Annotated in this window: 29 protein-coding genes, 1 tRNA gene and 1 pseudogene; 23 read left to right on the top strand and 8 right to left on the bottom strand. The window is 37.6% G+C overall.

Features of this window, described 5'->3' with window-relative positions; genetic code table 11:
• Positions 1–663: tagatose 1,6-diphosphate aldolase (locus H346_RS0101645; RefSeq protein ID WP_027969542.1), on the top strand; the 663-nt coding region annotated here is incomplete at its 5' end.
• 89 nt (positions 664–752) lie between these two features.
• On the opposite strand, the pseudogene H346_RS09545 reads toward H346_RS0101645, so the two are convergent.
• A pseudogene (locus H346_RS09545) lies at positions 753–1,472 on the bottom strand (GntR family transcriptional regulator).
• Positions 1,473–1,589: 117 nt separating this feature from the next.
• Here H346_RS09545 and H346_RS0101635 point away from each other — a divergent pair.
• The 5 genes from H346_RS0101635 to H346_RS0101615 are packed head-to-tail and all read left to right on the top strand — an operon-like array spanning position 1,590 to position 5,997.
• Positions 1,590–3,374, top strand: a complete 1,785-nt coding sequence (locus H346_RS0101635) for a glycoside hydrolase family 35 protein (protein ID WP_027969541.1) — start codon at positions 1,590–1,592, stop codon at positions 3,372–3,374.
• Complete coding sequence (locus H346_RS0101630; RefSeq protein WP_027969540.1) at positions 3,371–3,856, top strand: PTS sugar transporter subunit IIB; 486 nt, start codon at positions 3,371–3,373, stop codon at positions 3,854–3,856. Before H346_RS0101635 ends, H346_RS0101630 begins: the two co-directional genes overlap by 4 nt.
• A gap of 41 nt (positions 3,857–3,897) precedes the next feature.
• Complete coding sequence (locus H346_RS0101625) at positions 3,898–4,800, top strand: PTS mannose/fructose/sorbose/N-acetylgalactosamine transporter subunit IIC (RefSeq protein ID WP_027969539.1); 903 nt, start codon at positions 3,898–3,900, stop codon at positions 4,798–4,800.
• Positions 4,787–5,602 (top strand): PTS system mannose/fructose/sorbose family transporter subunit IID, encoded by an 816-nt coding sequence (locus H346_RS0101620; protein WP_027969538.1) that lies wholly within the window; start codon positions 4,787–4,789, stop codon positions 5,600–5,602. Before H346_RS0101625 ends, H346_RS0101620 begins: the two co-directional genes overlap by 14 nt.
• Positions 5,602–5,997, top strand: coding sequence for a PTS sugar transporter subunit IIA (locus tag H346_RS0101615; protein WP_027969537.1), 396 nt, complete (start codon positions 5,602–5,604; stop codon positions 5,995–5,997). The genes H346_RS0101620 and H346_RS0101615 overlap by 1 nt, the downstream gene beginning before the upstream one ends.
• Before the next feature lie 205 nt (positions 5,998–6,202).
• Here the strand turns inward: H346_RS0101615 and H346_RS0101610 are convergent, their stop codons facing one another.
• From H346_RS0101610 to H346_RS0101600, 3 genes are all read right to left on the bottom strand, one after another.
• Positions 6,203–6,463: a type B 50S ribosomal protein L31 gene (locus H346_RS0101610; RefSeq protein WP_027969536.1), complete on the bottom strand. Its 261-nt coding sequence runs from the start codon at positions 6,461–6,463 to the stop codon at positions 6,203–6,205.
• Positions 6,464–6,576: 113 nt separating this feature from the next.
• Positions 6,577–7,518, bottom strand: a complete 942-nt coding sequence (locus H346_RS0101605; protein ID WP_027969535.1) for a DHH family phosphoesterase — start codon at positions 7,516–7,518, stop codon at positions 6,577–6,579.
• 15 nt (positions 7,519–7,533) lie between these two features.
• Positions 7,534–7,962, bottom strand: a complete 429-nt coding sequence (locus H346_RS0101600) for a GNAT family N-acetyltransferase (RefSeq protein ID WP_027969534.1) — start codon at positions 7,960–7,962, stop codon at positions 7,534–7,536.
• 541 nt (positions 7,963–8,503) lie between these two features.
• On the opposite strand from H346_RS0101600, the gene add reads away from it, so the two are divergent.
• The 6 genes from add to H346_RS0101570 all read left to right on the top strand — a co-directional run bounded on the left by add (position 8,504) and on the right by H346_RS0101570 (position 12,751).
• Positions 8,504–9,517, top strand: coding sequence for an adenosine deaminase (add, locus tag H346_RS0101595; protein WP_425262073.1), 1,014 nt, complete (start codon positions 8,504–8,506; stop codon positions 9,515–9,517).
• A gap of 67 nt (positions 9,518–9,584) precedes the next feature.
• A complete protein-coding gene (locus tag H346_RS0101590; protein ID WP_027969532.1) occupies positions 9,585–10,034 on the top strand; it encodes a flavodoxin in 450 nt (149 codons plus the stop codon).
• A gap of 184 nt (positions 10,035–10,218) precedes the next feature.
• Positions 10,219–10,503: a chorismate mutase gene (locus tag H346_RS0101585; RefSeq protein ID WP_027969531.1), complete on the top strand. Its 285-nt coding sequence runs from the start codon at positions 10,219–10,221 to the stop codon at positions 10,501–10,503.
• Positions 10,496–11,719, top strand: coding sequence for a chloride channel protein (locus H346_RS0101580; RefSeq protein WP_027969530.1), 1,224 nt, complete (start codon positions 10,496–10,498; stop codon positions 11,717–11,719). Before H346_RS0101585 ends, H346_RS0101580 begins: the two co-directional genes overlap by 8 nt.
• A 401-nt stretch (positions 11,720–12,120) precedes the next feature.
• Positions 12,121–12,468: a 50S ribosomal protein L19 gene (rplS, locus tag H346_RS0101575; RefSeq protein ID WP_027969529.1), complete on the top strand. Its 348-nt coding sequence runs from the start codon at positions 12,121–12,123 to the stop codon at positions 12,466–12,468.
• A 211-nt stretch (positions 12,469–12,679) separates the two neighbouring features.
• Positions 12,680–12,751: transfer RNA gene (locus H346_RS0101570), tRNA-Arg, on the top strand.
• Between the two features lie 300 nt (positions 12,752–13,051).
• Here H346_RS0101570 and H346_RS09540 read toward each other — a convergent pair.
• Positions 13,052–14,011 (bottom strand): DNA/RNA non-specific endonuclease, encoded by a 960-nt coding sequence (locus H346_RS09540; protein WP_037562445.1) that lies wholly within the window; start codon positions 14,009–14,011, stop codon positions 13,052–13,054.
• Between the two features lie 696 nt (positions 14,012–14,707).
• Between H346_RS09540 and H346_RS0101560 the strand changes: the two genes are divergently transcribed.
• The 4 genes from H346_RS0101560 (at position 14,708) to ezrA (ending at position 20,405) form a co-directional block, all read left to right on the top strand.
• A complete protein-coding gene (locus H346_RS0101560) occupies positions 14,708–15,919 on the top strand; it encodes an FtsW/RodA/SpoVE family cell cycle protein (protein ID WP_027969528.1) in 1,212 nt (403 codons plus the stop codon).
• Between the two features lie 97 nt (positions 15,920–16,016).
• Positions 16,017–16,577 carry an HAD-IA family hydrolase gene (locus H346_RS0101555; protein WP_037562444.1) on the top strand — a complete coding sequence of 187 codons (561 nt, stop codon included), beginning with the start codon at positions 16,017–16,019 and terminating at the stop codon, positions 16,575–16,577.
• Positions 16,578–18,530 (top strand): DNA topoisomerase (ATP-hydrolyzing) subunit B, encoded by a 1,953-nt coding sequence (gene gyrB / locus H346_RS0101550; RefSeq protein WP_027969526.1) that lies wholly within the window; start codon positions 16,578–16,580, stop codon positions 18,528–18,530.
• A 150-nt stretch (positions 18,531–18,680) separates the two neighbouring features.
• The gene (ezrA, locus tag H346_RS0101545) at positions 18,681–20,405 is read left to right on the top strand and encodes a septation ring formation regulator EzrA (protein WP_027969525.1); all 1,725 of its coding nucleotides are present in this window, start codon (positions 18,681–18,683) and stop codon (positions 20,403–20,405) included.
• 272 nt (positions 20,406–20,677) lie between these two features.
• On the opposite strand, the gene H346_RS0101540 is transcribed toward ezrA, so the two are convergent.
• Entirely contained in the window at positions 20,678–21,142 is a 465-nt protein-coding gene (locus H346_RS0101540; protein WP_027969524.1) for a DUF1694 domain-containing protein, read from the bottom strand.
• Positions 21,143–21,369: 227 nt separating this feature from the next.
• Here H346_RS0101540 and eno point away from each other — a divergent pair, with 227 nt between their 5' ends.
• A complete protein-coding gene (gene eno, locus H346_RS0101535) occupies positions 21,370–22,677 on the top strand; it encodes a surface-displayed alpha-enolase (protein WP_003047814.1) in 1,308 nt (435 codons plus the stop codon).
• A gap of 148 nt (positions 22,678–22,825) precedes the next feature.
• Here the strand turns inward: eno and H346_RS0101530 are convergent, their stop codons facing one another.
• A complete protein-coding gene (locus tag H346_RS0101530; RefSeq protein ID WP_027969523.1) occupies positions 22,826–23,989 on the bottom strand; it encodes a tyrosine-type recombinase/integrase in 1,164 nt (387 codons plus the stop codon).
• Positions 23,990–24,059: 70 nt separating this feature from the next.
• Positions 24,060–24,575, bottom strand: a complete 516-nt coding sequence (locus H346_RS0101525) for a helix-turn-helix domain-containing protein (protein WP_027969522.1) — start codon at positions 24,573–24,575, stop codon at positions 24,060–24,062.
• A 153-nt stretch (positions 24,576–24,728) separates the two neighbouring features.
• On the opposite strand from H346_RS0101525, the gene H346_RS0101520 reads away from it, so the two are divergent.
• The 6 genes from H346_RS0101520 to H346_RS0101495 all read left to right on the top strand — a co-directional run bounded on the left by H346_RS0101520 (position 24,729) and on the right by H346_RS0101495 (position 26,271).
• A complete protein-coding gene (locus H346_RS0101520; RefSeq protein WP_027969521.1) occupies positions 24,729–24,917 on the top strand; it encodes a helix-turn-helix transcriptional regulator in 189 nt (62 codons plus the stop codon).
• 183 nt (positions 24,918–25,100) lie between these two features.
• Positions 25,101–25,310: a hypothetical protein gene (locus H346_RS0101515; RefSeq protein ID WP_027969520.1), complete on the top strand. Its 210-nt coding sequence runs from the start codon at positions 25,101–25,103 to the stop codon at positions 25,308–25,310.
• The gene (locus H346_RS10600; RefSeq protein ID WP_051188343.1) at positions 25,268–25,516 is read left to right on the top strand and encodes a hypothetical protein; all 249 of its coding nucleotides are present in this window, start codon (positions 25,268–25,270) and stop codon (positions 25,514–25,516) included. Before H346_RS0101515 ends, H346_RS10600 begins: the two co-directional genes overlap by 43 nt.
• A 21-nt stretch (positions 25,517–25,537) precedes the next feature.
• Complete coding sequence (locus tag H346_RS0101505) at positions 25,538–25,789, top strand: hypothetical protein (protein WP_027969519.1); 252 nt, start codon at positions 25,538–25,540, stop codon at positions 25,787–25,789.
• 2 nt (positions 25,790–25,791) lie between these two features.
• Positions 25,792–25,995, top strand: a complete 204-nt coding sequence (locus H346_RS0101500) for a hypothetical protein (protein ID WP_027969518.1) — start codon at positions 25,792–25,794, stop codon at positions 25,993–25,995.
• Positions 25,996–26,004: 9 nt separating this feature from the next.
• Positions 26,005–26,271 carry a hypothetical protein gene (locus H346_RS0101495; RefSeq protein ID WP_027969517.1) on the top strand — a complete coding sequence of 89 codons (267 nt, stop codon included), beginning with the start codon at positions 26,005–26,007 and terminating at the stop codon, positions 26,269–26,271.
• Position 26,272: the final 1 nt, after the last annotated feature.

Here is a 26,272-nt window from a genome sequence, read left to right as displayed (position 1 = left end):
TGTCTCACCGAATGGTCAGTCAAACGCCTAAAAGAAGCGGGTGCTGATGCTGTTAAATTCTTGCTTTATTATGATGTGGATGGTGACAAGCAGACAAATCTGCAAAAACAGGTCTACATAGAGCGGATCGGATCAGAATGCTTAGCAGAGGATATTCCCTTTTTCCTTGAAATTTTAAGCTACGATGAGGGGATAAAAGACACTAGCAGTATAGCCTATGCCAAGGTTAAACCACATAAGGTTAATGGGGCAATGGCGGTTTTTTCAGATGATCGCTATGGGGTTGATGTTTTGAAGGTGGAAGTGCCAGTCAATATGACCTATGTAGAAGGTTTTTCCAGAGGAGAAGTGGTTTATAGTCGTCAAGAAGCGGCACAAGCCTTTTGTGATCAGGAAGCGGCTAGTCATTTGCCTTATATTTATTTGAGTGCAGGTGTATCTGCTCAACAATTCCAAGAGACCTTGTGTTTTGCGTCAGAAGCAGGAGCCAAATTTAATGGAGTGCTTTGTGGTCGTGCGACTTGGTCAGGGGTAGTGCCTGTTTACATTACAGAAGGGGAGGCAGCAGCTAGGAATTGGTTACGAACAGAAGGTTTCCAAAACATTGATGAGCTGAACAAGGTTCTTGAAAAAACTGCTAGTCCTTGGACTGATAAAATATAAAGAAGATATGCTGTCTTTCCTTAAGGCACAGACCTTATCATCTATAAGAAACAACATTCCTAGTAAAAGGGGTCAAGATACGGCACTTCCTATTGGCAATCGCTAGAAGATAATTCGTATTTAAAGAATTTCCAATGTTTGTAGACTTCAGCATACTCTAAGACCCGATTGTTCTTTTTGGAACGTGTTGTCTTGGTTTGCAATACACAAGGAATCGTATTAGAGAGATTAAGAAAGTCTTTGACCTCTTGTGGCGTTTGGGTGATCAGACGAGTTTGTTGGGTAAAGGTTTCTCCAGCCATTTGAATATTGTAGTCAAGGAAAAAGCGTTTATAGAGAGAGCGGTAAGCAGCCAAATCATATTCTTCTGACCATAAATAATCATGAGGAATGTAGGAGAATTGGTAGAGGTAAGGGGCGTCATTAATGGTACGTTCTCTAGCAATAATGTAATAAAATTCTGTTTTATGAAGATCAAGCAAGTTTAAATAGTAAGGATCATTTCCTTTACGGAGACTAAGGACCCGAACTTTTTCTGTCTGTTCCTGAAAGCTATCTAGGTAGGCAAATTGAACCAGTTTTTTTCGTTGTGTTCTGGCAATAAAACTACCAAGCCCTTGCTGGCGCTTGATAAAGCCTTCTTTCTCTAACTCTTATAGAGCACGGATAATGGTGATAGAACTAACTTGAAAGCGCTCAATCAATTCAGCTTCTGTAAAAAATTTATCACCAACATGGTAATGATCTGATAAAATTTGATTTTGTAATTCTTCTTTGATTTGTTGATATTTCGGACGTTTGATTGGCATGGCATCTCATCTTTTAAGTATTATTTACTAGTTATTATAACAAAAAAGTGACAAGATAACGTGTTTCAATTAGGGGAATAGGTCTTGCCAAAATGATATTAGGGTAAAGGAGGCAATGTGAAACGATTTCAAGTAAAAGAAGCATTTTATCTTGATGGAGAACCTTTTAAAATACTATCTGGTGCGGTTCATTATTTTAGAATTGTCCCTGATAGTTGGTATCGGGTACTCTACAATTTAAAAGCATTGGGATTTAATACGGTTGAAACCTATATTCCTTGGAACAGTCATGAGCCACAAAAGGGACAGTTTTACTTTGAAGGTCTTGCGGATGTGGAAGCCTTTCTTGATATGGCTAAGGAATTAGGACTATATGCCATTGTCAGACCTTCTCCGTATATCTGTGCAGAGTGGGAATTCGGTGGTTTACCAGCTTGGTTACTGGAAGAAAACTGTCGTATACGCTCAAGTGATCCAACCTATCTAGCACATGTAGCAGATTATTATGATGTGCTTTTGCCCAAATTAGCGAAGCGTCAACTAGATAAGGGGGGCAATATACTCATGTTTCAATTAGAAAATGAGTATGGCTCCTATGGCGAGGAAAAAACTTATTTAAGGGCATTGAAAGATATGATGCTAAACAGAGGTATTGAGGCGCCTCTCTTAACTTCAGATGGACCGTGGTCAGCTACTTTAGAAGCAGGGAGTCTTATTGAAGATGATGTTTTCGTGACCGGAAACTTTGGGTCTAAAACGTCTCAAAATGTGGCTAATCTAAGAGATTTTATGGCTAAGCACGAGAAGCAATGGCCAATCATGTGTATGGAATTTTGGCTGGGGTGGTTTAACCGTTGGGGTGAAGCAATCATTCGTCGCGATCCTAAAGAGACTGTAGCAAGTATTATGGAAATGATTGAGCAAGGAAGTCTTAACCTTTACATGTTTTGTGGTGGGACTAATTTTGGGTTTATGAATGGCTCTTCAGCTAGGATACAAAAAGATCTCCCTCAAGTAACCTCATACGATTACGATGCACTTTTGGATGAAGCGGGAAATCCTACCCTAAAATATGATTTATTACAAAAAGCCTTGCGAAAAAGTTATCCTCAGTTATCATTTGAGGAGCCTATAAGAAGTCAAACAATGGCTATCAGTGACATTGTCTTAACAGAAAAAGTAGGATTATTTCAGATATTAAAAAATGTAAGCGGTGTCAAAAACACTTTTTACCCACAATCTATGGAAGAGCTAAACCATCCTTTAGGCTACATGTTGTACTGCACCCAGCTTTCCAAATATGCCGATCAAGAAAGATTGCGGGTCATTGATGCGAGAGACCGTATTCAAATTTTTCTTGATCAAAAGCTTGTGCAAACACAGTATCAAGAGGAGATTGGACAAGATATTAAGATTTATCAAGAAAATACAAACACAACATTGGCGATTTTAGTTGAAAATATGGGACGAGTGAGTTATGGTCATAAATTAGCGGCACCCAGTCAGCACAAGGGATTAGGACGAGGAGTGATGGCTGACTTGCATTTTATAGGTCAGTGGGAGCAGTTTCCGCTTGATTTTCAAGACTTGTCCTGGGTCGATTTTTCAGAAGGGTGGACACAAGGTTTGCCAAGTTTTTATGCTTATGATTTTGAGTGTCAAGATTTAGCAGATACTTATCTTGATCTTAGTCAGTTTGGTAAAGGCATTGCCTTGATTAATGGTTTTCATCTAGGAAGATTTTGGCAGTTGGGACCAACCTTATCCCTTTATTTACCAAAAGGGTTATTGGTAAGAGGAACCAATCGTCTCATTATTTTTGAAACCGAAGGGCAATACAGTGAGATCCTTCATTTAACCAAAGAACCCATTTATAAAATCATAAAAGGAGAAAAAGGATGACAATTGTAGCAACACGAATTGATGGTCGGTTAATTCATGGTCAGGTAGCTAACTTATGGACGACTAAATTAAACATTAGTCGCATCATGGTTGTTGATGATGAGGTGGTTAATAGTGATTTGGAAAAAACAGCCTTAAAATTAGCTACTCCAGCGGGCATTAAATTATCTGTTTTAAGTATTGATAAGGCATCTGCCAATATCTTGGCAGGTCGTTATGAGTCGCAACGCTTATTAATTGTGGCGAGACGCCCAAAAACATTCTTAGGGTTACTTGAAAAAGGGGTAGTTATTTCAGAATTAAATGTGGGGAATATGTCCCAGACCCCAGAAACCCGTTCAGTTACTCGTTCTATTAATGTGGTTGATGAGGATATTCAAGCCTTTGATGCAATTAATGCTAAAGGCACTCATCTTATTGCACAGATGGTGCCGGGCGATGTGCCTACAGACTTTATGCCTTTATTGGATAAAGTAAGATAATTCTGTACACCTTAACTAACTTATTTTTGGAGGAAATCATTATGATTCAATGGTGGCAAATTTTACTTCTAACCTTGTATTCGGCTTATCAAATTCTGGATGAGTTAACCATTAATACGTCAGCTGGTTCACCAGTTTTTGCAGGCTTTATTGCTGGTCTTATCATGGGAGATTTAAAAACTGGTCTTTTAATCGGGGGGAGTTTGCAACTGATGGTACTTGGTGTTGGCACCTTTGGTGGCGCCTCTCGTATTGATGCAACATCAGGTGCTGTGTTAGCAACAGCTTTCTCAGTTGCCCAAGGAATTAATGCGGAACTGGCTGTTTCTACTATTGCGGTACCTGTAGCAGCTTTGCTAGTTTATACGGATATTCTTGGTCGTTTTTCAACAACATTCTTTGCCCATCGTATTGATCGTCATGTCGACAATTTCAATTATAAGGGAATTGAGCGTAATTATCTCATGGGCGCTTTGCCATGGGCTTTATCTCGTGCTCTTCCTGTTTTCATTGCTCTTGCTTTTGGGGCAGGTGCTGTTCAAAGTTTGGTTGATTGGGTTGATAGCGTTAAATGGTTGGCAGATGGCTTAAAATTAGCTGGTATGATGTTACCAGGTTTAGGATTTGCCATTTTACTTCATTACTTGCCAGTTAAACGTAATATTCATTATTTAGCCCTTGGTTTTGGAATTACTGCCATGTTAACCGTTATTTACACTAATTTGCAAACCGTGGCGGGGACCTTGTCCAGCATTATTGGAGAATCTGAATTAAAAACAACAGTCTTTAATGGTGCACCTTTCAAAGGACTTCCAATGATTGGGATTGCTATTATTGGTGCAGCTCTTGCAACACTTCATTATAAAAATAATCAGAAGATGACTCTGGTTGAAACAAAAGCTGATGTGTCAGAAAGTGGGGAAATTGAAGATGACGAAATCTAACTACAAATTAACCAAAGAGGATTTTAACCAAATCAATAAACGTAGTCTTTTTACTTTCCAATGGGGATGGAATTACGAACGAATGCAAGGTTCCAGTTACCTCTATATCATTTTGCCACAGCTGCGAAAAGTGTATGGAGATGGCACCCCTGAACTGAAAGAAATGATGAAAACTCACACACAATTCTTCAATACATCAAATTTCTTTCATACCATTATTACTGGTATTGATCTTGCTCTTGAAGAAAACGAAGGCTTAGCTTCTAAAGACGCAGTTAATGGGATCAAGACGGGGCTTATGGGACCGTTTGCACCAATTGGAGATTCTTTATTTGCCTCTCTTGTTCCAACCATCATGGGGTCACTTGCAGCAGGTTTAGCCAAAGAAAATAATCCTCTTGGCATTTTTATTTGGGTGGCAGTGGCTTGGGTTATTAATATTTTCCGGTGGAAGCAGCTAGAAATTGCCTATCAACAAGGAACAAAATTGGTAACAACCATGCGTAACCATTTAACAGCAATAGTGGATGCAGCTTCGGTGATGGGTGTTTTTATGGTAGGAGCTCTCATTGCCAGCATGATTAATTTTGAAGTTAGCCTCAAAATTCCTATGGGAGCAGGATTAGATGTACAAAATCTACTCAATATGATCTTTCCACGCCTTGTTCCAGCCGCATTTACAGGCTTTGTTTACTGGTTACTTGGTCGTAAAGGCATGACCTCTACAAAAGCTATTTTAGTTATTATCATTTTGGCGATCACTTGTTCTGCTTTTGGTCACTTTGTTATGGGGATGAAATAATGGGAAAACAATTAATATTAGTCAGTCATGGTCCATTTTGTGATGCTTTGAAAGCTAGTACCGAAATGATTATGGGACCACAAGAAAGCATACGAACGGTTTCTTTATTACCTTCTGAGGGTCTAGAAGACTTTCGTCACAAATTCTTAGCAACCATTGAAGGATTGGAAGATATTGTTGTCTTTGCTGATTTAATGGGAGGAAGTCCTTGCAATGTGCTTAGTCGTCTCTTGATGGAAGGTCACCAATTTGACCTTTATGCAGGGATGAATATGCCGATGGTGATTGCCTTTATTAACGCTAATTTATTGGGAGAAGCGATTGATCTAAAAAGTTTTGCAAGCGAGAATATTCATCACATTAATGCTCTTATTTGTCACCGAGGAGACGATTAAAAGGAGTCATTTAAGAAATAGTTAGTTTTTACCTAAGTAATTGCTCTTAGTGACAAAAACGATAAAAAACTTCTAGAGTGCGTTGAGATTCCAGCAAAAACATTAGGAATTTTGGTGTTTAGGATTGTTGACAGTTCTTGAGAGGTTTAACAAGCAAAAAAACCTTCCCAAATGAGGAAGGTTTTTAGTAATAATGCCTTGCTTGTTATTTTGCTGCGTTTTCGTCTTTGAGACCATATTTTTTGTTGAAACGGTCCACACGTCCATCTGCTTGCGTGAACTTTTGACGTCCTGTGTAGAATGGGTGTGAATCTGATGAAATTTCCACACGGATAAGCGGGTAAGTCTCGCCTTCAAACTCAATGGTTTCTTTAGAACTCTTTGTTGAGCCACTAAGGAACTGGTAACCTGTAGTTGTATCAAGGAAAACAACTGGGCGATAATCTGGATGAATGTCTTTTCTCATCTTAAAAATTCCTTTCTGCCATGACACTTCCTGTATCATAGTTATTAACCACTCTAGTGTAGCAAAACTTGTGCCACTTGACAAGTTTTTTTGATTATTATTCAGAAAAAAAGTTAGATTTTTTGGCAAACAGTTATTAATTCTTGGAAAATCTGGTGATTTTCTTTTAAACTAGCTGAATTAGCACCGCTGGCAAGAGGATGCCCACCACCGTCATGGCGTTTGGCAATTTCGTTAATCACCTTTTCTTTGCTACGCAAGCGTACCCGATAGCTACCATCCGTTTGTTCAATGAAAATGACCCATGCCTGAACTGTATCAATTTTTCCAGGAGCCGACACGATAGCAGAACTTTCCGCTAAAGAGACATTGAAAGACTGTAACGTTTCTTGACTAAGTAGAATAGAAGCAGCTCCGCTATCATCGACTATTAGGTGATCAAAAACATAACCTTGCAGTTTTGCGATTTTAAAGGGAAATGAGTCCATTTGTCTTGAAATGGCTGCAAAATCAAAATGATAGGCTCTTAACTGGCTGGCAATAGCAAGTGTCTTACGACTGGTAGAAGAATAAAGAAATCGTCCAGTATCCCCAACAATGCCAGTGTATAAGAGACAAGCTGCCTTATCAGACAGTTTTAGGTTTTGGCTAAAAGCAAAGTCAGCAATGATTTCACTAGCGCTAGAAGCTTTGGTATCCACATAATAAAGATCACCATAGCAGTCATCATTTGGATGATGATCAATTTTAATGAGAAAACGCCCCTTTGTGTAGCGGTCATCATCAATTCTAGGCTGATTAGCAGTATCTGTGACAATCACTAAAGCACCGTCATAGGTCTCATCACCCACCTGATCCATTTGACTAATCCATGCCAAACTAGGTTCATCAAAACCTGTCAAGAACACTTTCTTATCAGGAAAGTTTTGGCAAATAATCTCCTTTAAACCAGCTTGGCTACCAATGGCGTCCGGATCTGGATTTTGATGGCGATGAATAATAATTGTGTCATAAGCTTTAATCTTTTTTAAAATCGTGTCAAAAGTTGTCATCATTATTAGTTATTGTCCTTAATCTTTCATCATATCAAGATGAGGAATATCATCTTCTAAGTAAACATCAGAAATTGGCTTAAAGCCAAACGAAGCATAGAATCGTTCTAGATAGGCTTGTGCTTGTGCATAGATGGGCAAGTTTGGGAATTGATCTTTAGCGTGTTCTAGCGCTTTAGCAACTAAATCGTGGGCTAGACCATTTCGTCGGGCATCTTGAGCGACAAGAACTCGCCCTAATTTGATTTGGTCTTTAGTAGGAATCAAGCGGCAATAGGCTTTAATATCATTTTTACCCATCGAAAACAGATGGAGTGCCTCCTTATCAAAGTTATCAACCTCATGGTAAGCACAAGCTTGTTCAACCACAAAAACAGCTACCCGCGCTTTATAAATCTGGAAGAGTTCATCAGTCGTTAATTGATCAAATGTTTTTAGTACCCACATCACAGAACCTCTCCAAAAAGATTATCTTATTTCTCCCATTATAGCATAAAGAGAGCATGTTTTCTCTAAGAGTGTTGGCTAACCAAGAAAGAAGAAAACTGATAACTGGAGATCTTGGTCCGTGGTAAATAGGCGAAGAATAACAAGACATTTAGCTTTTTGGGGAGGGCTAGTAAAGCTGATAAGTTTAGTCCTTCTTTGTAAGCTTAGTTCAAATGACTTTTGGTAGTGTTCGTGTCTCTTTTTGAAATAGGTTGAAGGATTAGGAAATAACTAATTTGCTATAGAGCACTCATGTTCGGTTTTTCATGTGCTTAAACAGATCAAAAACAGTGTTAAGACACAAAATTTTGCTAGTAAACAGCTTTTTAATCACAATATTCGGTTTTAGGCGATCTTTGTTAAAAGATTGATTTATCAGCTTTTTTAAAGATCTAAAAATACAAATATTTAGGTAAAAAATATCGTTGAAACCCCTTGCTTTTTCATTCATTTTTGATATGATATTAAAAAAATCTTTACAAGGAGATACGGCTTGGAAATGATAGACGTAGAAAAAATGGCTAAGGTAGAATTGCATTGCCATCTTGACGGTTCTCTCTCTCTAGAGGTGATTCGCCAATTAGCAGATTTGGCTCAGATAAGTTTACCTGAAGATGATGATACCCTAAAGACACTGGTAACCGCACCTGAAACCTGTGAATCTTTGATGGACTATCTAAAAACATTTGACTTTATTAGACCGTTATTGCAAACTCCAGAAGCTTTAGAGCTTGCCGCTTATGATGTGATGAAACAAGCAGCAGCTGATCAGGTTATTTATATTGAAATCCGTTTTGCGCCAGAACTTTCCATGGATCAAGGACTGACGGCCATAGAGGTAGTTGAAGCTGTCTTGGCTGGAATTCAAAAAGGTCAGGAAGAATTTGGTGTTATTGGTAAAGCGATTGTTTGTGGCATTCGCCAATCGTCTCAAGAAACAAGTCAAGCGATTTTTGAACATGTTGTTTCGCTAGCTCAAAAAGGGCTTGTTGGCTTTGATTTTGCTGGTAATGAGCTGGATTTTCCTCCTAGCGTGTTAGAATCTGTTATTTGTAAAACCCAGGCTCTGGGTCTTCCCTTTACGTTACATGCTGGTGAATGTGGTTGCCCTAACTATATCTCAGATGCTATTGATTTGGGAATAAAGCGCCTAGGACATGTGACTGCTATCCATCGTCAAAAAGCTTTACTTACCAAATTTATTGAAAATGGTGTGACTGCAGAACTTTGCTTGACTAGTAATTTACAAACCAAAGCAGCGAAGTCTCTCGAGGATTTTCCTTACCTAGAGATGAAAGCAGCAAGAGCTAAGGTGTCGATTAACACAGATAACCGAACAGTTTCCGATACTAATTTAAATCAAGAATACCGTCTTTTTATCAAACATTTTAAGACAAGTGCAGCTGATTTTTTCTTACACAATCAAGATGCTATTCAAGCGAGTTTTGCTAGTTCTGCTGAAAAAGAAGAGCTTCTTAGCCATCTTGAAAAATCTTACCGGGCTTATCTCTAAAGAATTGGTGCTTTTCCCCAAAAAGTGTGTTAAAATAAAATCAGTTTAGTAATTTTGGGAGGAAATTATGGCATTAGCAAAAATCGTTTATGCCAGCATGACAGGTAATACTGAAGAAATCGCTGAAATTGTGGCAAATAAATTGCAAGAATTAGGTCATGATGTTGACATTGACGAATGCACGACAGTTGATGCTTCAGAATTTGAGGATGCTGATATTGCAATCGTTGCAACTTATACTTATGGTGATGGTGATTTGCCAGATGAGATCGTTGATTTTTATGAGGATCTACAAGGTTTAGATTTAACAGGGAAACTCTATGGAGTGGTTGGTTCTGGTGATACCTTCTATGATTACTTCTGTAAATCTGTTGATGACTTTGTAGAGCAGTTTGCCTTGACTGGTGCAACTGAAGGGGCTTCTGCAGTCAAAGTAGATTTAGCTGCAGAAGAGGACGATATTGAACATCTGGAAGCTTTTGCAGAACAGTTATCGCAGGCTGTTGATAGCTTATAAATCTTTTTATTGGGAGATGTCAGGGAAATAAATTCCTTGGCATTTTTAGATTATTTGGTTAGTCATCTAAAGATGAATCAGTCTCCGTTTCCAAGCTGAGAGTATAATCAGAACAAACCTTGTCACCAACAGAATAATTCCTTATAATAAAAAAATAATCGAAGAAAATAAGAAAGGGAAAGCGATGACATTAGAAGAAATCCGAGAACAGATCAATCATGTAGATCAAGAATTGATTGCTTTATTGGAAAAACGTATGGAATTGGTTACTCAGATCACCGCTTATAAGCTAGCTAATCATTTGCCTGTTCTTGATCAAGCTAGGGAGGACCAAATCTTAACAAAAGTTTCTGAACTGGTCAAAGAACCATCGTTTGAATTAGCGATTCATGAAATATTTAAAACAATAATGACCCTTTCGAGACATTACCAATCACACCAGCTAGTAGATGGTGGTACGGATGATTAAATTAATGCCAATTATTTCTAGGTGTCGTTTCAAACAAGATTTGGGACTTGTTTTTTTAGCACTACCTATTGGACTGGTTGTTGGTACCATTGATTTTATCTTTGGGAAAGGTCTGTTGATAGTATCAACTTTTAGAGAGCAACATCTGCTTTACTTGCTACCATTTCTTTTTTTAATTGGTCTTGTGATTGTCCTACTTTATGAAACGTTTAGCAAAGAAGGATATCAAGGAATGGGCTTGATTTTTGAAGTAGGATCTGGTCAAAAAGACAGGATTCCTCTTGTGTTGATTCCTCTGATTATGTTGTCAACTTGGCTAACGCATTTATTTGGTGCTAGTGCAGGTCGTGAAGGTGTTGCTGTTCAAATTGGAGCAACCGTTTCTTATTATTGCAGGCACTTTGGAAGATTTGAAAAAGTTTCACGCCAACTTGTATTAATGGGGATGGCAGCTGGTTTTGCAGGACTCTTTCAGACACCAGTTGCGGCAGTTGCCTTTTCTTTGGAAGTCATTTTTTTAGGAACAATCTGCTATTCAGCGCTCATCCCTTCCTTATTTGCAGCCTATATTTCCTCCTGGACTTCGCAGACTTTAGGTTTGGAAAAATTTACTGTTTTAATTAATGAATCTTTAGTGATAACCCCGATTCATTTTGCCAAACTTATTTGTCTAGGCATTCTTTTTGGAATGGTAGGAAATGCCTTTGCCTATTCCCTCAACAGGTTGAAAATCGCTGTTAGTAAAGGGCTTAGCAATCCTTACTATCGGATTGCTCTTAGTAGTTTTTTCTTGTCAGCCAGCCTTTTGATTTGCTATTACGGCAGATATAGTGGGCTAGGGACTAATCTTATCAATGCAGTTTTTTCTAATCAACCCATAATGTGTCATGATTGGTTATTAAAATGGCTGTTTACGATTGTAACATTATCAGCAGGTTTTCAAGGTGGAGAAGTCACCCCTCTCTTTTCAATAGGCGCTTGTTTGGGAGTTGTTTTAGCCCCTTACTTTGGCTTGCCTGTGCTTTTGGTTGCTGCATTAGGATATGTAGCTGTTTTTGGCAGTGCTACAAATACATTTTTAGCGCCTATTTTTATAGGTATTGAGGTATTTGGTCCTGAAAATGTTTTAGCTTATTTCATTGTCTCAGCAAGCGCTTATACGGTAAGTCGTAACCAGTCCATTTATTGCCATCAAAAAGCAATTAGTAATAAATAGCAATCGGGAAAGTCGTAAAGCTTAAAATACACGACAAACGCACGAAGAAAATCTTTTATTGAAAAAATAATGAAAACGGCAAAGAGCTATTGCAAGTTTAAATTTTCATTTGATTATGAATATATAAAGTTGCCAAAATAGTTTTCTTCCTAGAAATTTAACTAGAAAACGATGCTTTCTGAAAAAAAGCAAAGAGTTTTCTGAATTTCGGAAGATAATTCGCCTTTTCAGAAAAATCATGATAAATTTTTCTTCATGCGTTTGTCATGCTTAAAATAAAAAATAACTTTACAATACGTATGCTTTTTGGTAGAATAAAATTCGTGTGTGATGGACACACGACATTACGGCTAATCCGCTAAGACAGGTACTTAAGATTAGTAAGATAGGAGAATAAAAAAATGAATCCATTAATTCAAAGTTTGACAGAAGGTCAACTTCGCTCTGATATTCCTAGCTTCCGTCCTGGTGACACTGTTCGCGTTCATGCAAAAGTTGTCGAAGGATCTCGTGAGCGTATCCAGATCTTTGAAGGTGTAGTGATTTCGCGCAAAGGTCAAGGGATTTCAGAAATGTATACAGTTCGTAAAATCTCTGGTGGTATCGGTGTAGAACGTACTTTCCCAATCCACACACCACGTGTTGACAAGATTGAGGTTGTTCGTTACGGTAAAGTTCGCCGTGCTAAACTTTATTACTTGCGTGCATTACAAGGTAAGGCTGCTCGTATCAAAGAAATCCGTCGTTAATTGAACTCAGGTTCAACGTGATGGGGAGGTTGGGGTTACCTAACCTCTTTTCTTTTAAAGTTAGGAGATGATAGTAGCAAGTCAATCTATGCCCCTCAATGTTTTTTGGCTTTGTTCTTTAGAGACAATGTCTAAAGTTCAGAATGCCTAAGGTTTCATCTTGCATTCCCCCTTTTTCTGGGTTACAATAGATAAGGTAATTATTCTTATAGACCCCTTAGTTCAATGGATATAACAACTCCCTCCTAAGGAGTAGTTGCTGGTTCGATTCCGGCAGGGGTCATTTAAGATCATCCATTCCCTGATTTGCTGATTGGTAAGAATACCCTCTTCGGGAAATTTTTTAAAGCCTTTTAAATGGTCATTGTTGTAAGGGTCCGTTCCTCCCTTTTTGGTTGTCAGCTATTTTATATCTGAAGTTAGAAATAAAGCCAACACTTTTTGAGTTCTTTTTACGTTTGATTATGCTTGAATGGCACACAAAATAGCTCAACTCATCTATGATGTTTATGCGCACGCCTGATATTGCAACATTATTTTGAGATAAAAATAGACCGATATTATTATCGGTCTATTAAATCTTTTAGTTATCGTTTTCTTGGTCATCATTGCTTATTTTTTTATCTGTATCAACTCCAGTTGTCGTATCATCTGCTGGAGACTTTGTTAATAAACCACCATTTTGGTAATCAATGCTAAATCCGTTAGCTGTATTGAATATACGGACAGTTTCATCAATATAACCGTCCGAGGAAAGCGCAGAGACTAAAACGAATCGGGGCAATAGTTCGGTTCCTTGATAGATAGGAACTGCTTTATAGTAAACATGGACTTTAGGGTTTTTATTTATATAATCTAAAACTTTATTTTCAATATATTGCATTCCCCCTTTTCTGTCATTATTACCTACATTTTGAGTACGTGTACCGGTTACCAAATTATTTCTAAAAGGTTTCCCTCCTAAACTATCGGCAATTAAATGGCTTCTATCAAATAGGTAACCGTTACGAACGTTGCCATTACTTAGCAAAATGCTAGCGTTTCTATTATTGGATACCTTACTGACGGTTTTGGGGCTATGATTATAGTTAGATTCAGTGGCTCTTTGGTTATTTTCCTTGAAAAAATAAGAATACCACCCACTTGGCTCAGGCTTACATTCCCACTTTTCACGATAACCAGCAGACATATTAATCATATCTTTTGTGATCACACCAAATGCTGTTCCAGATCGTCCATAGCCATCCAGTGTGGCATATTGAATATCTGATACGGTGATGTGTTTCGTGCTTCGTCCGCCTTTTTTGTAAACTTTTTCAGTGGTACGATACAGTTTAGGAAATTCGTCAGTATTGATATGAGACTTTCCTTCAACGCTGTAATAATCCGGATATTGTTCTAAAGACCATGTCAATGAAGTTTTAGCATTTTCTGCATAGGTGATATTGGCAGTTGTATCACTTATGGGAAGTACTCCGAGCATTACGGCGACTAAAACAGTAACTACTGAGCTTTTAAACAGTTTTCCCCAATTTTTAGACATAGGAATGTCCTCCTTTTATTTACCAGTTAAGTATATCACTTTTTGGCTAAAAAATGCAAAATTAATGTGACTATAATGATGTGCTAAAATTTTTTAATGTTTCTGGATAGACAATACCCAAATCAACAATGGATTTATGCTAATAGACGACGCATTTAAGCAAGCGATTGATAATGGAATATTATCATAGGTAATACAGTAATATGCCTCGTGAACAGTAAAAGATGATGAGGTTGTGACGGTTGGAACGGAAAGCGCACAGGTAGAATTAAAGCAGTAAAATAAACAGAGGGCAAAAATAATTTATAATTGATTATAAGTGAATCATATTATATAATGGTAGGCAAATATTAATACTGTTAGACACTGCTAGATATAATTGAGGATAATAGATTTTCTGGGTCGTTTTGAACTCCAGAAACCATTTGTTAAAGACCTATAAAAGGGGATTGTGGCAAGTTTTAGTGAGTTAGATAGCTGATAGAATTATTCATAAAGCGCTGATCAAAAAAGGAAATACTTGTGCTGTTTATCTTCTTTTGTTTGGCTTAACGATTACATAGAGAAGTCTGCAAGGGAAATGATGAAGATGTGTTACCTTAGTCTTAGGCTAAGGGCTCTTTTCATTTTAGGCATGAGTACTTAAAGTCAGTAATGTCCTGATGGTTTGTGTTAGTTAGAAAGTAGGTCAACTTATTGTCAAACAGAACATCTATTGAGCATCGTATTGATTACGCTATTATTTTCCCGGTTTTTTGTTTATTGCTTTTGGGACTCATTTCGATTTATGTGGCAACACGGTATGATTTTCCGCAAAACATCCCGACAGTCATGTTACAACAAGTTTTATGGATTGCCATTGGGGTTGCGGTAGCCTTTATTTTGATGTTTTTTAGTACAGAAGTCTTGTGGAAGCTAACTCCTTGGCTCTACTTACTTGGTCTTGGTTTGATGGTTTTACCTTTGATTTTTTTCAGCCCTCGATTGGTAGCAGCAACAGGATCTAAGAACTGGATTACAGTTGGTTCAGTAACCTTATTTCAGCCTTCAGAGTTTATGAAGATTGTTTATATTTTACTGATGGCCAGATTGACTGTCTGGTTCAAAGGAAAAAGGGAACGAACACAGTTTAAAGAGGATTGGAAATTATTAGGTCTTTACGTAATGGTGAGCCTTCCCGTAATGGTTTTGCTTGCCTTACAAAAAGATTTGGGAACCGCCATGGTATTTATTGCCATTTTAGCGGGTATTGTGCTCATCTCAGGTATCTCGTGGTGGCTGATTATTCCAATATCATTGGTTGTTATGATTTCGATAGCTATTTTCTTTCTCATTTTCTTATTTCCAGAAGGTAAGGATTTGCTTTTGAGGTTGGGAATGGATACTTATCAATTAAATCGTATTTTAGCTTGGCTTGCCCCTTTTGAATTTTCAGAAACCATTGCTTATCAACAGACACAAAGTATGATTTCCATTGGAAGTGGTGGTCTACTTGGAAAAGGATTTAATGTTTTAGACTTACCAGTTCCTGTGAGAGAAAGTGATATGATTTTTACGGTTATTGCTGAGAATTTCGGATTTATTGGCTCGGCAATTCTGTTAATGCTGTACCTTCTTTTGATTTACCGAATGCTCAAGGTAACATTTGAATCTAATAACCTTTTTTATACTTATATTTCAACCGGTTTCATTATGATGATCCTCTTTCATATTTTTGAAAATATTGGTGCGGCTGTTGGCATACTTCCTTTAACAGGGATTCCTCTTCCATTTATTTCCCAGGGTGGGTCTGCTTTGATTTCAAACTTGATTGGAGTTGGTTTAATTTTATCCATGAATTATCAACATGTCCTAGCACGTGATAAAAAAAGTGAAAAGGATTTGAGTAGAAGTTTACGCTACCATTGAAAAAGAGGAAGTTAGTGCTTGTTAATATTGCTAGCAACCTCTTTTTATTTGCTGAAACGGCTATAAAATTAAGCACATTTATGATATAATAAAGGGTATGAATTATCATGATTATATATGGGATTTGGGTGGGACGTTGCTAGATAATTATAACATGTCAACTCAGGCCTTTGTTCAAACCCTAGCTTTTTTTAATCTTCCCAGCGACCATGATGCCGTTTATCAAAAACTAAAAGAATCAACAGCAATTGCCGTTGCCAGTTTTGCCCCAGAGCAGCCACAGTTTTTGCAGAAGTATCAGCAAAATGAAGCAGCTAAGTTGGCACATCCAATTTGGTGTTTAGGCACAAAAGAGATCTTGACAAAAATTGTTGCCTCGGGTTCTCGTAATTTTTTGGTATCCCATCGTGATCAGCAAGTAAACCAACTTTTAAGTCGGGCAGGGCTGTTGTCTTATTTTACAGAAGTAGTGACGGCTTCTAATGGTTTTGCACGTAAGCCTAGCCCAGAGAGTTTGCTTTATTTAAAAGAGAAATATGATATTAGTAGTGGCTTGGTTATTGGAGATCGTGATCTTGATAAGCAGGCGGGACAAGCAGCTGGTTTTGATACCTTGCTTGTTGATGGTAGAAAAAACCTATTGGAGATAGTAACGTAGATGATTGAAGAAAATAACCAAGTTGAAGAGAAAGCACAAGAATATGACGCAAGCCAAATCCAAGTCTTAGAGGGCCTCGAAGCGGTTCGTATGCGTCCAGGAATGTATATTGGGTCAACCGCCAAAGAAGGATTGCATCATTTGGTATGGGAAATCGTCGATAATTCGATTGATGAAGCTTTAGCTGGTTTTGCAACCCATATTAAAGTGTTTATTGAAACAGATAACTCAATCACCGTTGTGGATGATGGTCGTGGCATACCGGTTGATACTCAAGCCAAAACAGGTCGACCTGCGGTTGAAACCGTCTTTACTGTCTTGCATGCGGGAGGTAAATTTGGCGGCGGTGGTTATAAGGTATCTGGTGGATTACACGGTGTAGGCTCATCTGTCGTTAATGCCTTATCAACTCAGCTAGATGTTCGTGTTTATAAAAATGGTCAGATCTACTACCAAGAGTTTAAGCGTGGTGCCGTTGTGGATGATTTAGCCATAATCGGCACAACAGATTTAACTGGGACAACTGTTCACTTTACACCAGACCCGGAAATTTTTACAGAAACTACCGAGTTTGATTACAAGGTCTTAGCAAAACGTATTCAAGAATTAGCCTTTTTAAATCGTGGTCTGAAAATTTCGATTGCAGATAAACGATCAGGTATGGAACAAGAAGAACATTTCCATTATGAAGGTGGTATCGGTTCCTATGTTGAATTTTTGAATCATAAAAAAGACGTTATTTTTGACACTCCTATTTATACAGATGGTGAGTTAGAGGGTGTTGTCGTAGAAGTTGCAATGCAATACACAACGAGTTACCACGAGACCGTTATGAGTTTTGCGAATAACATTCACACTCATGAAGGCGGAACACACGAACAAGGTTTCAGAACGGCCCTCACTCGAGTGATTAATGACTACGCTAAAAAGAATAAGATTTTAAAAGAAAATGATGATAACCTAACGGGTGAGGATGTTCGTGAGGGATTGACGGCTGTTATTTCTGTTAAACACCCAAACCCGCAATTTGAAGGTCAAACTAAAACAAAATTAGGAAATTCTGAAGTTGTAAAAATCACTAATCGTCTATTTAGTGAAGCTTTTCAACGTTTCTTATTGGAAAACCCGCAAGTTGCTCGCAAGATTGTGGAAAAAGGGATTTTAGCTTCTAAAGCTAGGATTGCAGCTAAACGTGCACGGGAAGTCACTCGTAAAAAATCTGGCTTAGAGATTTCTAACTTACCGGGTAAATTGGCAGATTGTTCATCGAATGATGCTAGTCAAAACGAGCTTTTTATTGTCGAAGGGGATTCAGCAGGCGGTTCTGCTAAATCAGGGCGAAATCGGGAGTTTCAAGCCATTTTGCCAATTCGTGGTAAAATTCTTAATGTGGAAAAAGCAACGATGGATAAAATTTTGGCTAACGAGGAAATTAGAAGCCTTTTTACAGCTATGGGAACCGGCTTTGGAGCAGACTTTGATGTGTCAAAAGCACGCTATCAAAAACTTGTCATCATGACAGATGCCGATGTCGATGGCGCCCACATCAGAACCTTACTTTTAACCTTAATTTACCGATTCATGAGACCGGTTTTAGAAGCAGGTTACGTTTATATTGCTCAACCACCAATTTACGGTGTCAAAGTTGGTAGTGAAATTAAAGAATACATTCAACCGGGTGTTGACCAAGAAGAACAGTTAAGAACAGCTCTTGAAAAATATAGTCAGGGACGCTCAAGACCAACGGTTCAGCGATACAAGGGGCTTGGAGAAATGGATGATCATCAACTCTGGGAGACAACAATGGATCCTGAAAATCGTTTGATGGCACGTGTCACTGTTGATGATGCTGCAGAAGCTGATAAAGTTTTTGACATGTTAATGGGTGATCGAGTAGAGCCAAGGCGTGAATTTATCGAGGAAAATGCTGTTTATAGTACGCTTGATATTTAGTCAATTATGTTTTGAAAAGCACTTGAAAGTATGCTATAATCGTAACGCTATACTGTATTTTTGATAAAATTTAATAAAAGGCGATTAAATGGCTTCAGATTTTATTGAAGTAGACATTGATCAATCGCATTTAATAATAAGGAGATTCAGATGTCAAGCGGAATTATCTTGCTGATTGTGGCCATAGTCCTATTAGTGATTATTGCCTATCTAGTTGGTGTCATTATACGAAAACGTAATGGTTCGTTAATTGCCAGTCTAGAAGAAAGAAAACAAGCATTATTTGCCCTGCCTGTTAATGACGAAATTGAAGATGTTAAATCGCTTCATTTGATTGGTCAGAGCCAAACCTCTTTTCGAGAGTGGAATCAAAAGTGGGTCGATTTAACCTTAAATTCTTTTGCCGATATTGAAAATCATATTTTTGAAGCTGAAAATTTAAATGATACGTTTAATTTTATCCGTGCTAAGCATGAAATCAATAGTGTTGAGAGTCAGCTGAATCTGGTAGAAGAAGATATTGCTTCTATTCGTGAAGCCCTTGGTATTTTAAAAGAGCAAGAAGAGAAAAATAGTGCTCGTGTGACTCATGCTCTAGATCTTTATGAAAAATTGCAAGCCTCTATTTCGGAAAATGAAGATAATTTTGGCTCCACAATGGCTGAAATTGATAAGCAAATGAAGAATATTGAGACTGAGTTTTCACAATTTGTTGCTCTCAATTCTTCGGGTGACCCTGTGGAAGCTTCAGAAGTTTTAGATCGAGCGGAAGAGCATACCATTGCTCTAGGGCAAATTACCGAACAAATTCCAGCAATTGTTGCTAAACTTGAAGACGATTTCCCAGATCAACTAGATGATTTGGAATCAGGTTATCGCCGGTTGCTAGAAGAAAATTATCATTTCCCGGAAAAAAACATTGAAGCGCGTTTCCAAGAAATTCGTGAATCTATCCGTGCCAATGCTTCTGAGCTGGTCACTTTAGATTTAGACCGTGCGAAAGATGAAAACACCCATATTCAAGAACGTATTGATTCTCTTTATGAACTTTTTGAGCGTGAGATTGTAGCCTACAAAGTAGCCGCTAAAAACAGTAAAATCTTGCCGAAATATCTAACTCATGCGAAATGTAACAACGAACAACTAAAAAATGAAATCTCTCGTTTATCACGCAAATATGTTTTAAGTGAAAGTGGAAAACTTAATGTTAAAGCTTTTGATAAAGATATTAAGGAGATTGAAGAAAATACACTTGAAATTGCCGAACAATTTGAAAGACAAGAAAAACCCTTTTCAGAATTACAGGTGATTTTTGAACGTAGTATTAAGACTTTATCATCAGTCGAATCAGGTCAAATTGATGTTTTTGAAGCGTTAAAAGATATTGAAAAAATAGACTCTCAGGCGCGACACAATCTTGAAATGTATGTGACACAACTTCATATGATTAAGCGCTACATGGAAAAGCGTCATTTACCAGGAATTCCACAAGACTTCCTTAGCACCTTCTTTACAACAAGTTCTCAGTTAGAAGCTTTGATGGATGAATTGAGTAGAGGGCGGATTAATATTGAAGCTGTTTCGCGCTTATCGGAAGTGGCAACTGTTGCTATTGCCAATTTAGAGGAATTGACTTATCAAGTTGTCCAAAATGCAATATTGACAGAACAATTACTTCAGTATTCTAACCGCTATCGCTCATTTGAGGCAGGTGTTCAAAATAGTTTTGAACATGCTTTGAGACTTTTTGAAGTAGATAATGATTATCAGGCTTCCTTTGATGAAATTTCTTATGCACTTGAGACAGTAGAGCCAGGGGTTACAGAACGTTTTGTTAATTCCTATGAAAAAACACGTGAACGTATTCGTTTTTAAGTTCTCAAATCCGTAACTCTGTTGCGGATTTTTAGTTTATTGCGGCTATTGGAGTAAGTGGTGAAAAGCTAAATTTTAGAGAGGAATTGGGTTGTTTTATCTTGTTTTTGTGTGTTAACGAAGTGGGAATTGGGCGCATTTTTTATTAAACCAATCAGTCAAAGTCTCAGCTAGTCTCAATAAATTAGGCAGAATTATCTTTAATTTTAGGGGTAAGAACAAGGAACAGGTTTGACCAAAAATGCGATAGTTACAGGCGTTACTGCTGTGTTTTATCTTACGTTAAAGAGTTTTTGCCAAAATGATTTTGGTTTTTCGGATTTTTGAGGTGTAAGAGCCTCTTCTTTTTTTGCTTGGCTTAATAGGACTTCTATTCGTGTTTCTTCTAGGTTTAGAGCATGATCTGTATGAAGGACAAGAGCAAACGGAGATGTCATCTTCTTTTCAGTGATGATTGTTGCAGGCAAGTCATTTTGCTTGGCTAATTTCATGTAAACCATTTGGTAGTTGGTATCTAATTTTGAGGAAATCTTTAGGAATAAAGGCTTGTGACGCATACTAAGAATTGGTAGTTCTTTTTCTAAATAAGCCTTAACCTCTTCTTGTGTAATTCCTTTTAGTGGGGCGTTTAGGACGACTCTTTCAGCATATGTTCCTAAATAATACCGCTGCTGATCAGGGTTTAAACGTTTTTCACCTAAAGCACTTTTTAACAATTTATCATCGAGTGTTTTCATAAAAAAATCTCTCATTTTCTTAATAGTCTCTTTTATTATACCCATATGTGAGTAAAAATACCAATTTAGTCCTGTTTGTAAACTTTCTGTAAATAAACGAAAAACAATGAATGTGAAATTGAAACCGGAATCTCCCTTTCATAAAGTTGCTTTTTAAGTTGATTAAGGCACTCGTTTGTGGTATTATTAGCATGTAAAATATAAAAACTCATAAGGAGAGTATTATAATGTCAATTATTACTGATGTTTACGCTCGCGAAGTCCTTGACTCACGCGGTAACCCAACACTTGAAGTAGAAGTTTACACAGAATCAGGTGCTTTCGGACGTGGTATGGTTCCTTCAGGAGCTTCAACTGGTGAGCATGAAGCCGTTGAACTCCGTGATGGTGACAAATCTCGTTACCTTGGTCTTGGTACACAAAAAGCTGTTGATAACGTTAACAACATTATCGCTGAGGCAATCATCGGTTACGATGTTCGCGATCAACAAGCTATCGACCGTGCAATGATCGCACTTGACGGTACTCCTAACAAAGGTAAACTTGGTGCTAACGCTATTCTTGGGGTTTCTATTGCCGTTGCTCGTGCAGCTGCTGACTACCTTGAAGTGCCACTTTACACGTATCTTGGCGGGTTCAACACTAAAGTTCTTCCAACTCCTATGATGAATATCATCAACGGTGGGTCACACTCAGATGCTCCAATCGCATTCCAAGAGTTCATGATCATGCCTGTTGGTGCACCTACTTTCAAAGAAGGTCTTCGTTGGGGTGCTGAAGTTTTCCACGCTCTTAAGAAAATCCTTAAAGAACGCGGACTTGTTACAGCTGTTGGTGACGAAGGTGGATTCGCTCCTAAATTTGAAGGAACTGAAGATGGTGTGGAAACTATCCTTAAAGCTATTGAGGCTGCTGGTTACGAAGCTGGCGAAAACGGCATCATGATTGGTTTTGACTGCGCATCATCAGAATTCTACGACAAAGAACGTAAAGTTTATGACTATACTAAGTTTGAAGGTGAAGGCGCTGCTGTTCGTACGTCTGCAGAACAAATCGACTACCTTGAAGAATTGGTTAACAAATACCCAATCATCACTATCGAAGATGGTATGGATGAAAACGACTGGGATGGCTGGAAAGCACTTACTGAACGCCTAGGCGGACGTGTTCAATTAGTTGGTGACGACTTCTTCGTTACAAATACTGAATACCTTGCTCGTGGTATCAAAGAAAACGCGGCTAACTCAATCCTTATCAAAGTTAACCAAATCGGTACATTGACTGAAACATTTGAAGCTATTGAAATGGCTAAAGAAGCTGGTTACACTGCAGTTGTATCACACCGTTCAGGTGAAACTGAAGATTCAACAATCGCTGACATTGCAGTGGCAACAAACGCTGGTCAAATCAAAACAGGTTCATTGTCACGTACAGACCGTATTGCGAAATACAACCAATTGCTTCGTATCGAAGACCAACTTGGTGAAGTTGCACAATACAAAGGTATCAAATCATTCTATAACCTTAAAAAATAATCTCTTTATGGGGTTAGGGGCTTAAAACCCTTGATATTAAGCGCTTTGGGGCATCGTCCCAAGGTGCTTTTTTAGAATTTACTACCCTTTGTACTACCCCTAGTGAAAATTAGGTATAGTAAGAGGGTAACCCAAGATGGGGAAACCCTTATAAACTATTGATTGCTGTTTCATAATTTGAGACAGCTTTTTTTGCGTTCTCTTGATTGGTATGCCAATAAACATTTTCTGTCATCATCAAATTAGAGTGTCCTAGTCTGTATTGTACATCTTTAGGGCTAGCTTGAGCGTAGAGCATCATTGTCGTATGTGTGTGACGGAAACCATGGAATGATACATTAGTCACGCCAGCAGCCTTAAAATGCTTATTTAGGCGTTGTCTTAATTTACAAGCATAAGCATACTTTTCTGTAAATACAGAGAATACAACCGTTTCAGACCGCCCTAGTTGCCATGATTGCACTTGTTGGCGATTTTTGTATTGCTTGAGCATCAGTAACGTAGCATTATCTATTGGTATATCACGATAACCAGCGCTTGATTTAGGTGAGTTTATCTCTTGAAATCTGTTGACTGTCTTGTTGATGCTGATAATACCATTGTCTAGGTCAATATCAGACCATTCAAGAGCTAGAGCCTCACCGATACGGCAACCAGTAGCTAATAAAGTCTTGTATAGGACAATATCAAACAGGTTTTCATAGTTTGATTGGTCTAAGGTATCGAGATAATCAAGAAATTGTTTTAGTTCTTTGTTATCTAGGTATTTTACACCAGCTTTTTCTTTTTGCTGTTTACGTGGCACAATAACATCATTAGCTGGGTTATACGTTATCACTTGTAGAGAAACACCGTATTTCAAAATACGCTTATTCATGTTATGGAGTAAGGAGTAGTTAGCAAATGCCCCTTTTTGCCCTGTATTAGCCTTGTCAGCCCATTTGTTTACTTGTTGTTGGATAATAGGCGTAGTGAGTTTAGATAGCTTATAATCGCCAAATACAGGCAATAGATGCACCCTAACCAATCCCTCCATAGATTGGCGAGTATTTGGCTTAACTGTATTCTTGTAACTATCCCACCAAACTTTTACAAGCTCTTTATATGTTGTAATTGTCGGCTTGTCTTTAACTGTATAGCCATTAGCAGCAAAAGCATTGATAGCATCACGCGCTTTTACCCTAACCCCCTTTTGAGTAGTTGCTGTAACAGTTGTACGGGCTTTCTTGCCCGTTAGTTGGTCAACACCTAGAGAAACACTAGCATAGTAAACTTTTTGACCGTTCTTTTTGATTTTATCTTTGATTTTCATGTATTTGTACCTTTCTTTCCATCAGCAGGCAAGGCGCGTGGTTTTGTCAGGTATTTATACATGGGGTTTGTTAGTTATTGTGATTTTGTGCTGTTGTTTTCAATAAGGATAAGACTGCCTCTTGATTTTCTTTAGGTGATTTAGCAAAGTTTACCAATAGTTCTTTTAGTGGTTTTTTTAATTCCATAGCATAGAAAGTGTAAAAATCTTCTAAGTCAATTAAAGTATCCTCTAAACCAAGATTTTTATATTCTTTTTTTGCCTCAACCATCCACTCAATATTGTATTCTTCGGAATTTTCATTTTTAAATTCAATAGGTGCTGTTAAATTTTTAAGACCTAGCTTGAATAAACCAAAAGGGTTAAATTTATTTTGCTCCCCATCTCTTAAATATGATACAGGAACATCATAAAAGTCTGCCACTATATTCCAAAATTCATCATTTCTTGGTGAGCGTTTACCATTTTCATACAAAGAAAGCTGTCCATCGCTTACAACATATTCTTTATCTTTTTCTAGTCTAGCACTCAATTCCTTAAGTGTTAGACCATTTTTTTCTCTTAAAGATTTTAATTGATTTCCCATTTTGAGACCTCCTAATACCATAATAACACAAATTTGATAATATTTGTTTAAAAAAATTTTCAAAAAAGAAGTATATTACTGTTGACACTTCTAAAACGAAAGTATATAATTTAATTACTTTCAAAATGAAAGTTAAGAAAGGAGCTGTTATCAATGATTATTACTATCGAGATTGCTGAAAAAGTCAGAATAAAAAGAGCACGGCTTTCAATGACTAAAACAAAACTAGCTGAAAAACTTGGAATTGCTAGGCAAACACTGGTAAAAATCGAACAAGGTCAGTATAAATGCCCCAAACGCATCTATGAAAGCGTGATGACTTGGCTAGTAGAAGAAATTTAAGTCAAACAAAAAAGCCATGTACAGGCGACCAAACCAACGTACACGGCTAAGGAAAAATAACAAAACTCAAGCAAAGGCAAGGCGCGTGGTTTTGTTAGGTATTTAGCAAGGGCGAAAAAATCAGAGACCCCTTGTCAAATATATTTATTTTAATTCTACCAAAAACAAAGGAGAAAATCAAAAATGACGAAAAAACAAACTAGAGTAACTTTATTAGATTTTGCTGAAAAAATCCATCTAGCAGAGGGGAAAACATTGGCAGAGTTGACAAATATCATAGGTTTCAGAAGTAAAGAAACCGCTAAAGGTGGCTTAGCTTACTGGAAAAGGAATGGAAAAATCAATTATAAATGCCAAGGGGGATTTATAGTAATTTTGAACTTACTGACCTAGAGTTAAAAGGTACGATAAACGAAAGAAAAAATATAGCAGTAGGTCGTAAGCTAAAAGCTGAAATTTATTTTAAACAGGTAACTGAAATTGAATTGATTATAGCAACACCAGCTATCAGCGTAAAAGATAAATTGAAAGCTATTGAGTTACAACAAAAAGCATTGCAAAAACTATCTGATGATATGATGGCAGAACTAACAAATTAAGTATAAAGGAGAAATTCAAAAATGCAAGAAATTAAATCACAACAGGAACTAGAAAATGAGAAAAAGAAGTTTGCTGATTTAGCAGATATGGCAGAGGCTGTAAAGAAAGCGTTAGATTTACAATCTATTGCATTCGATGCAATTATCAGCATAGAGGATAACTCTATTAGAAATTTGGCAGCTGTAAAAGCACTGAATGCAGCGTATGACCTTAACCAATGTTTATCAAATGATTTACAAGAATTACATGACAAGCTATATGAGGAGGTCTAAGAATGAATGAGTTAAACTTAACCCCTACCGAAAGTATTATCTTGATTATCGTATGCTTGGTTATTCTATTCTTATTATGGCGTTATGAGAGCTATATAGAGCTTGATATTAGCCCACAAACTGACAAGGTGGAGGAAAACACCATAGACCACGTAAAAGAGCATTATGGGGTTTGTGTATGGCTTGCTGGTAGGAAATTTAACTAGGAGGTGAGTATGGGAACATTTTCGGTTGAATTTGAACATGGCTTATTAGATAGGGTTGATAAGCTGGCACAACAAAAACTAGAGCTAGAGAAGAAGTTGCAAAAGAAAACCGGTCTAATCACGGCTAAGGAACTTAAGGATGAGCTGGATATTTCCGGAACAACATTAAAAAATTGGATGGATGTTGGACTTGTATCGTATCAATCCCCCTTTGAGAGTAGTAAGAAACTTTATTTTAAGGTTTCTGATGTGATTAACTTTCTTACAATACGCTAGG

The sequence above is a fragment of the Streptococcus castoreus DSM 17536 genome (genome assembly GCF_000425025.1).
Lineage (GTDB): Bacteria > Bacillota > Bacilli > Lactobacillales > Streptococcaceae > Streptococcus > Streptococcus castoreus.
This window is presented reverse-complemented; position numbering and strand designations above follow the sequence as displayed.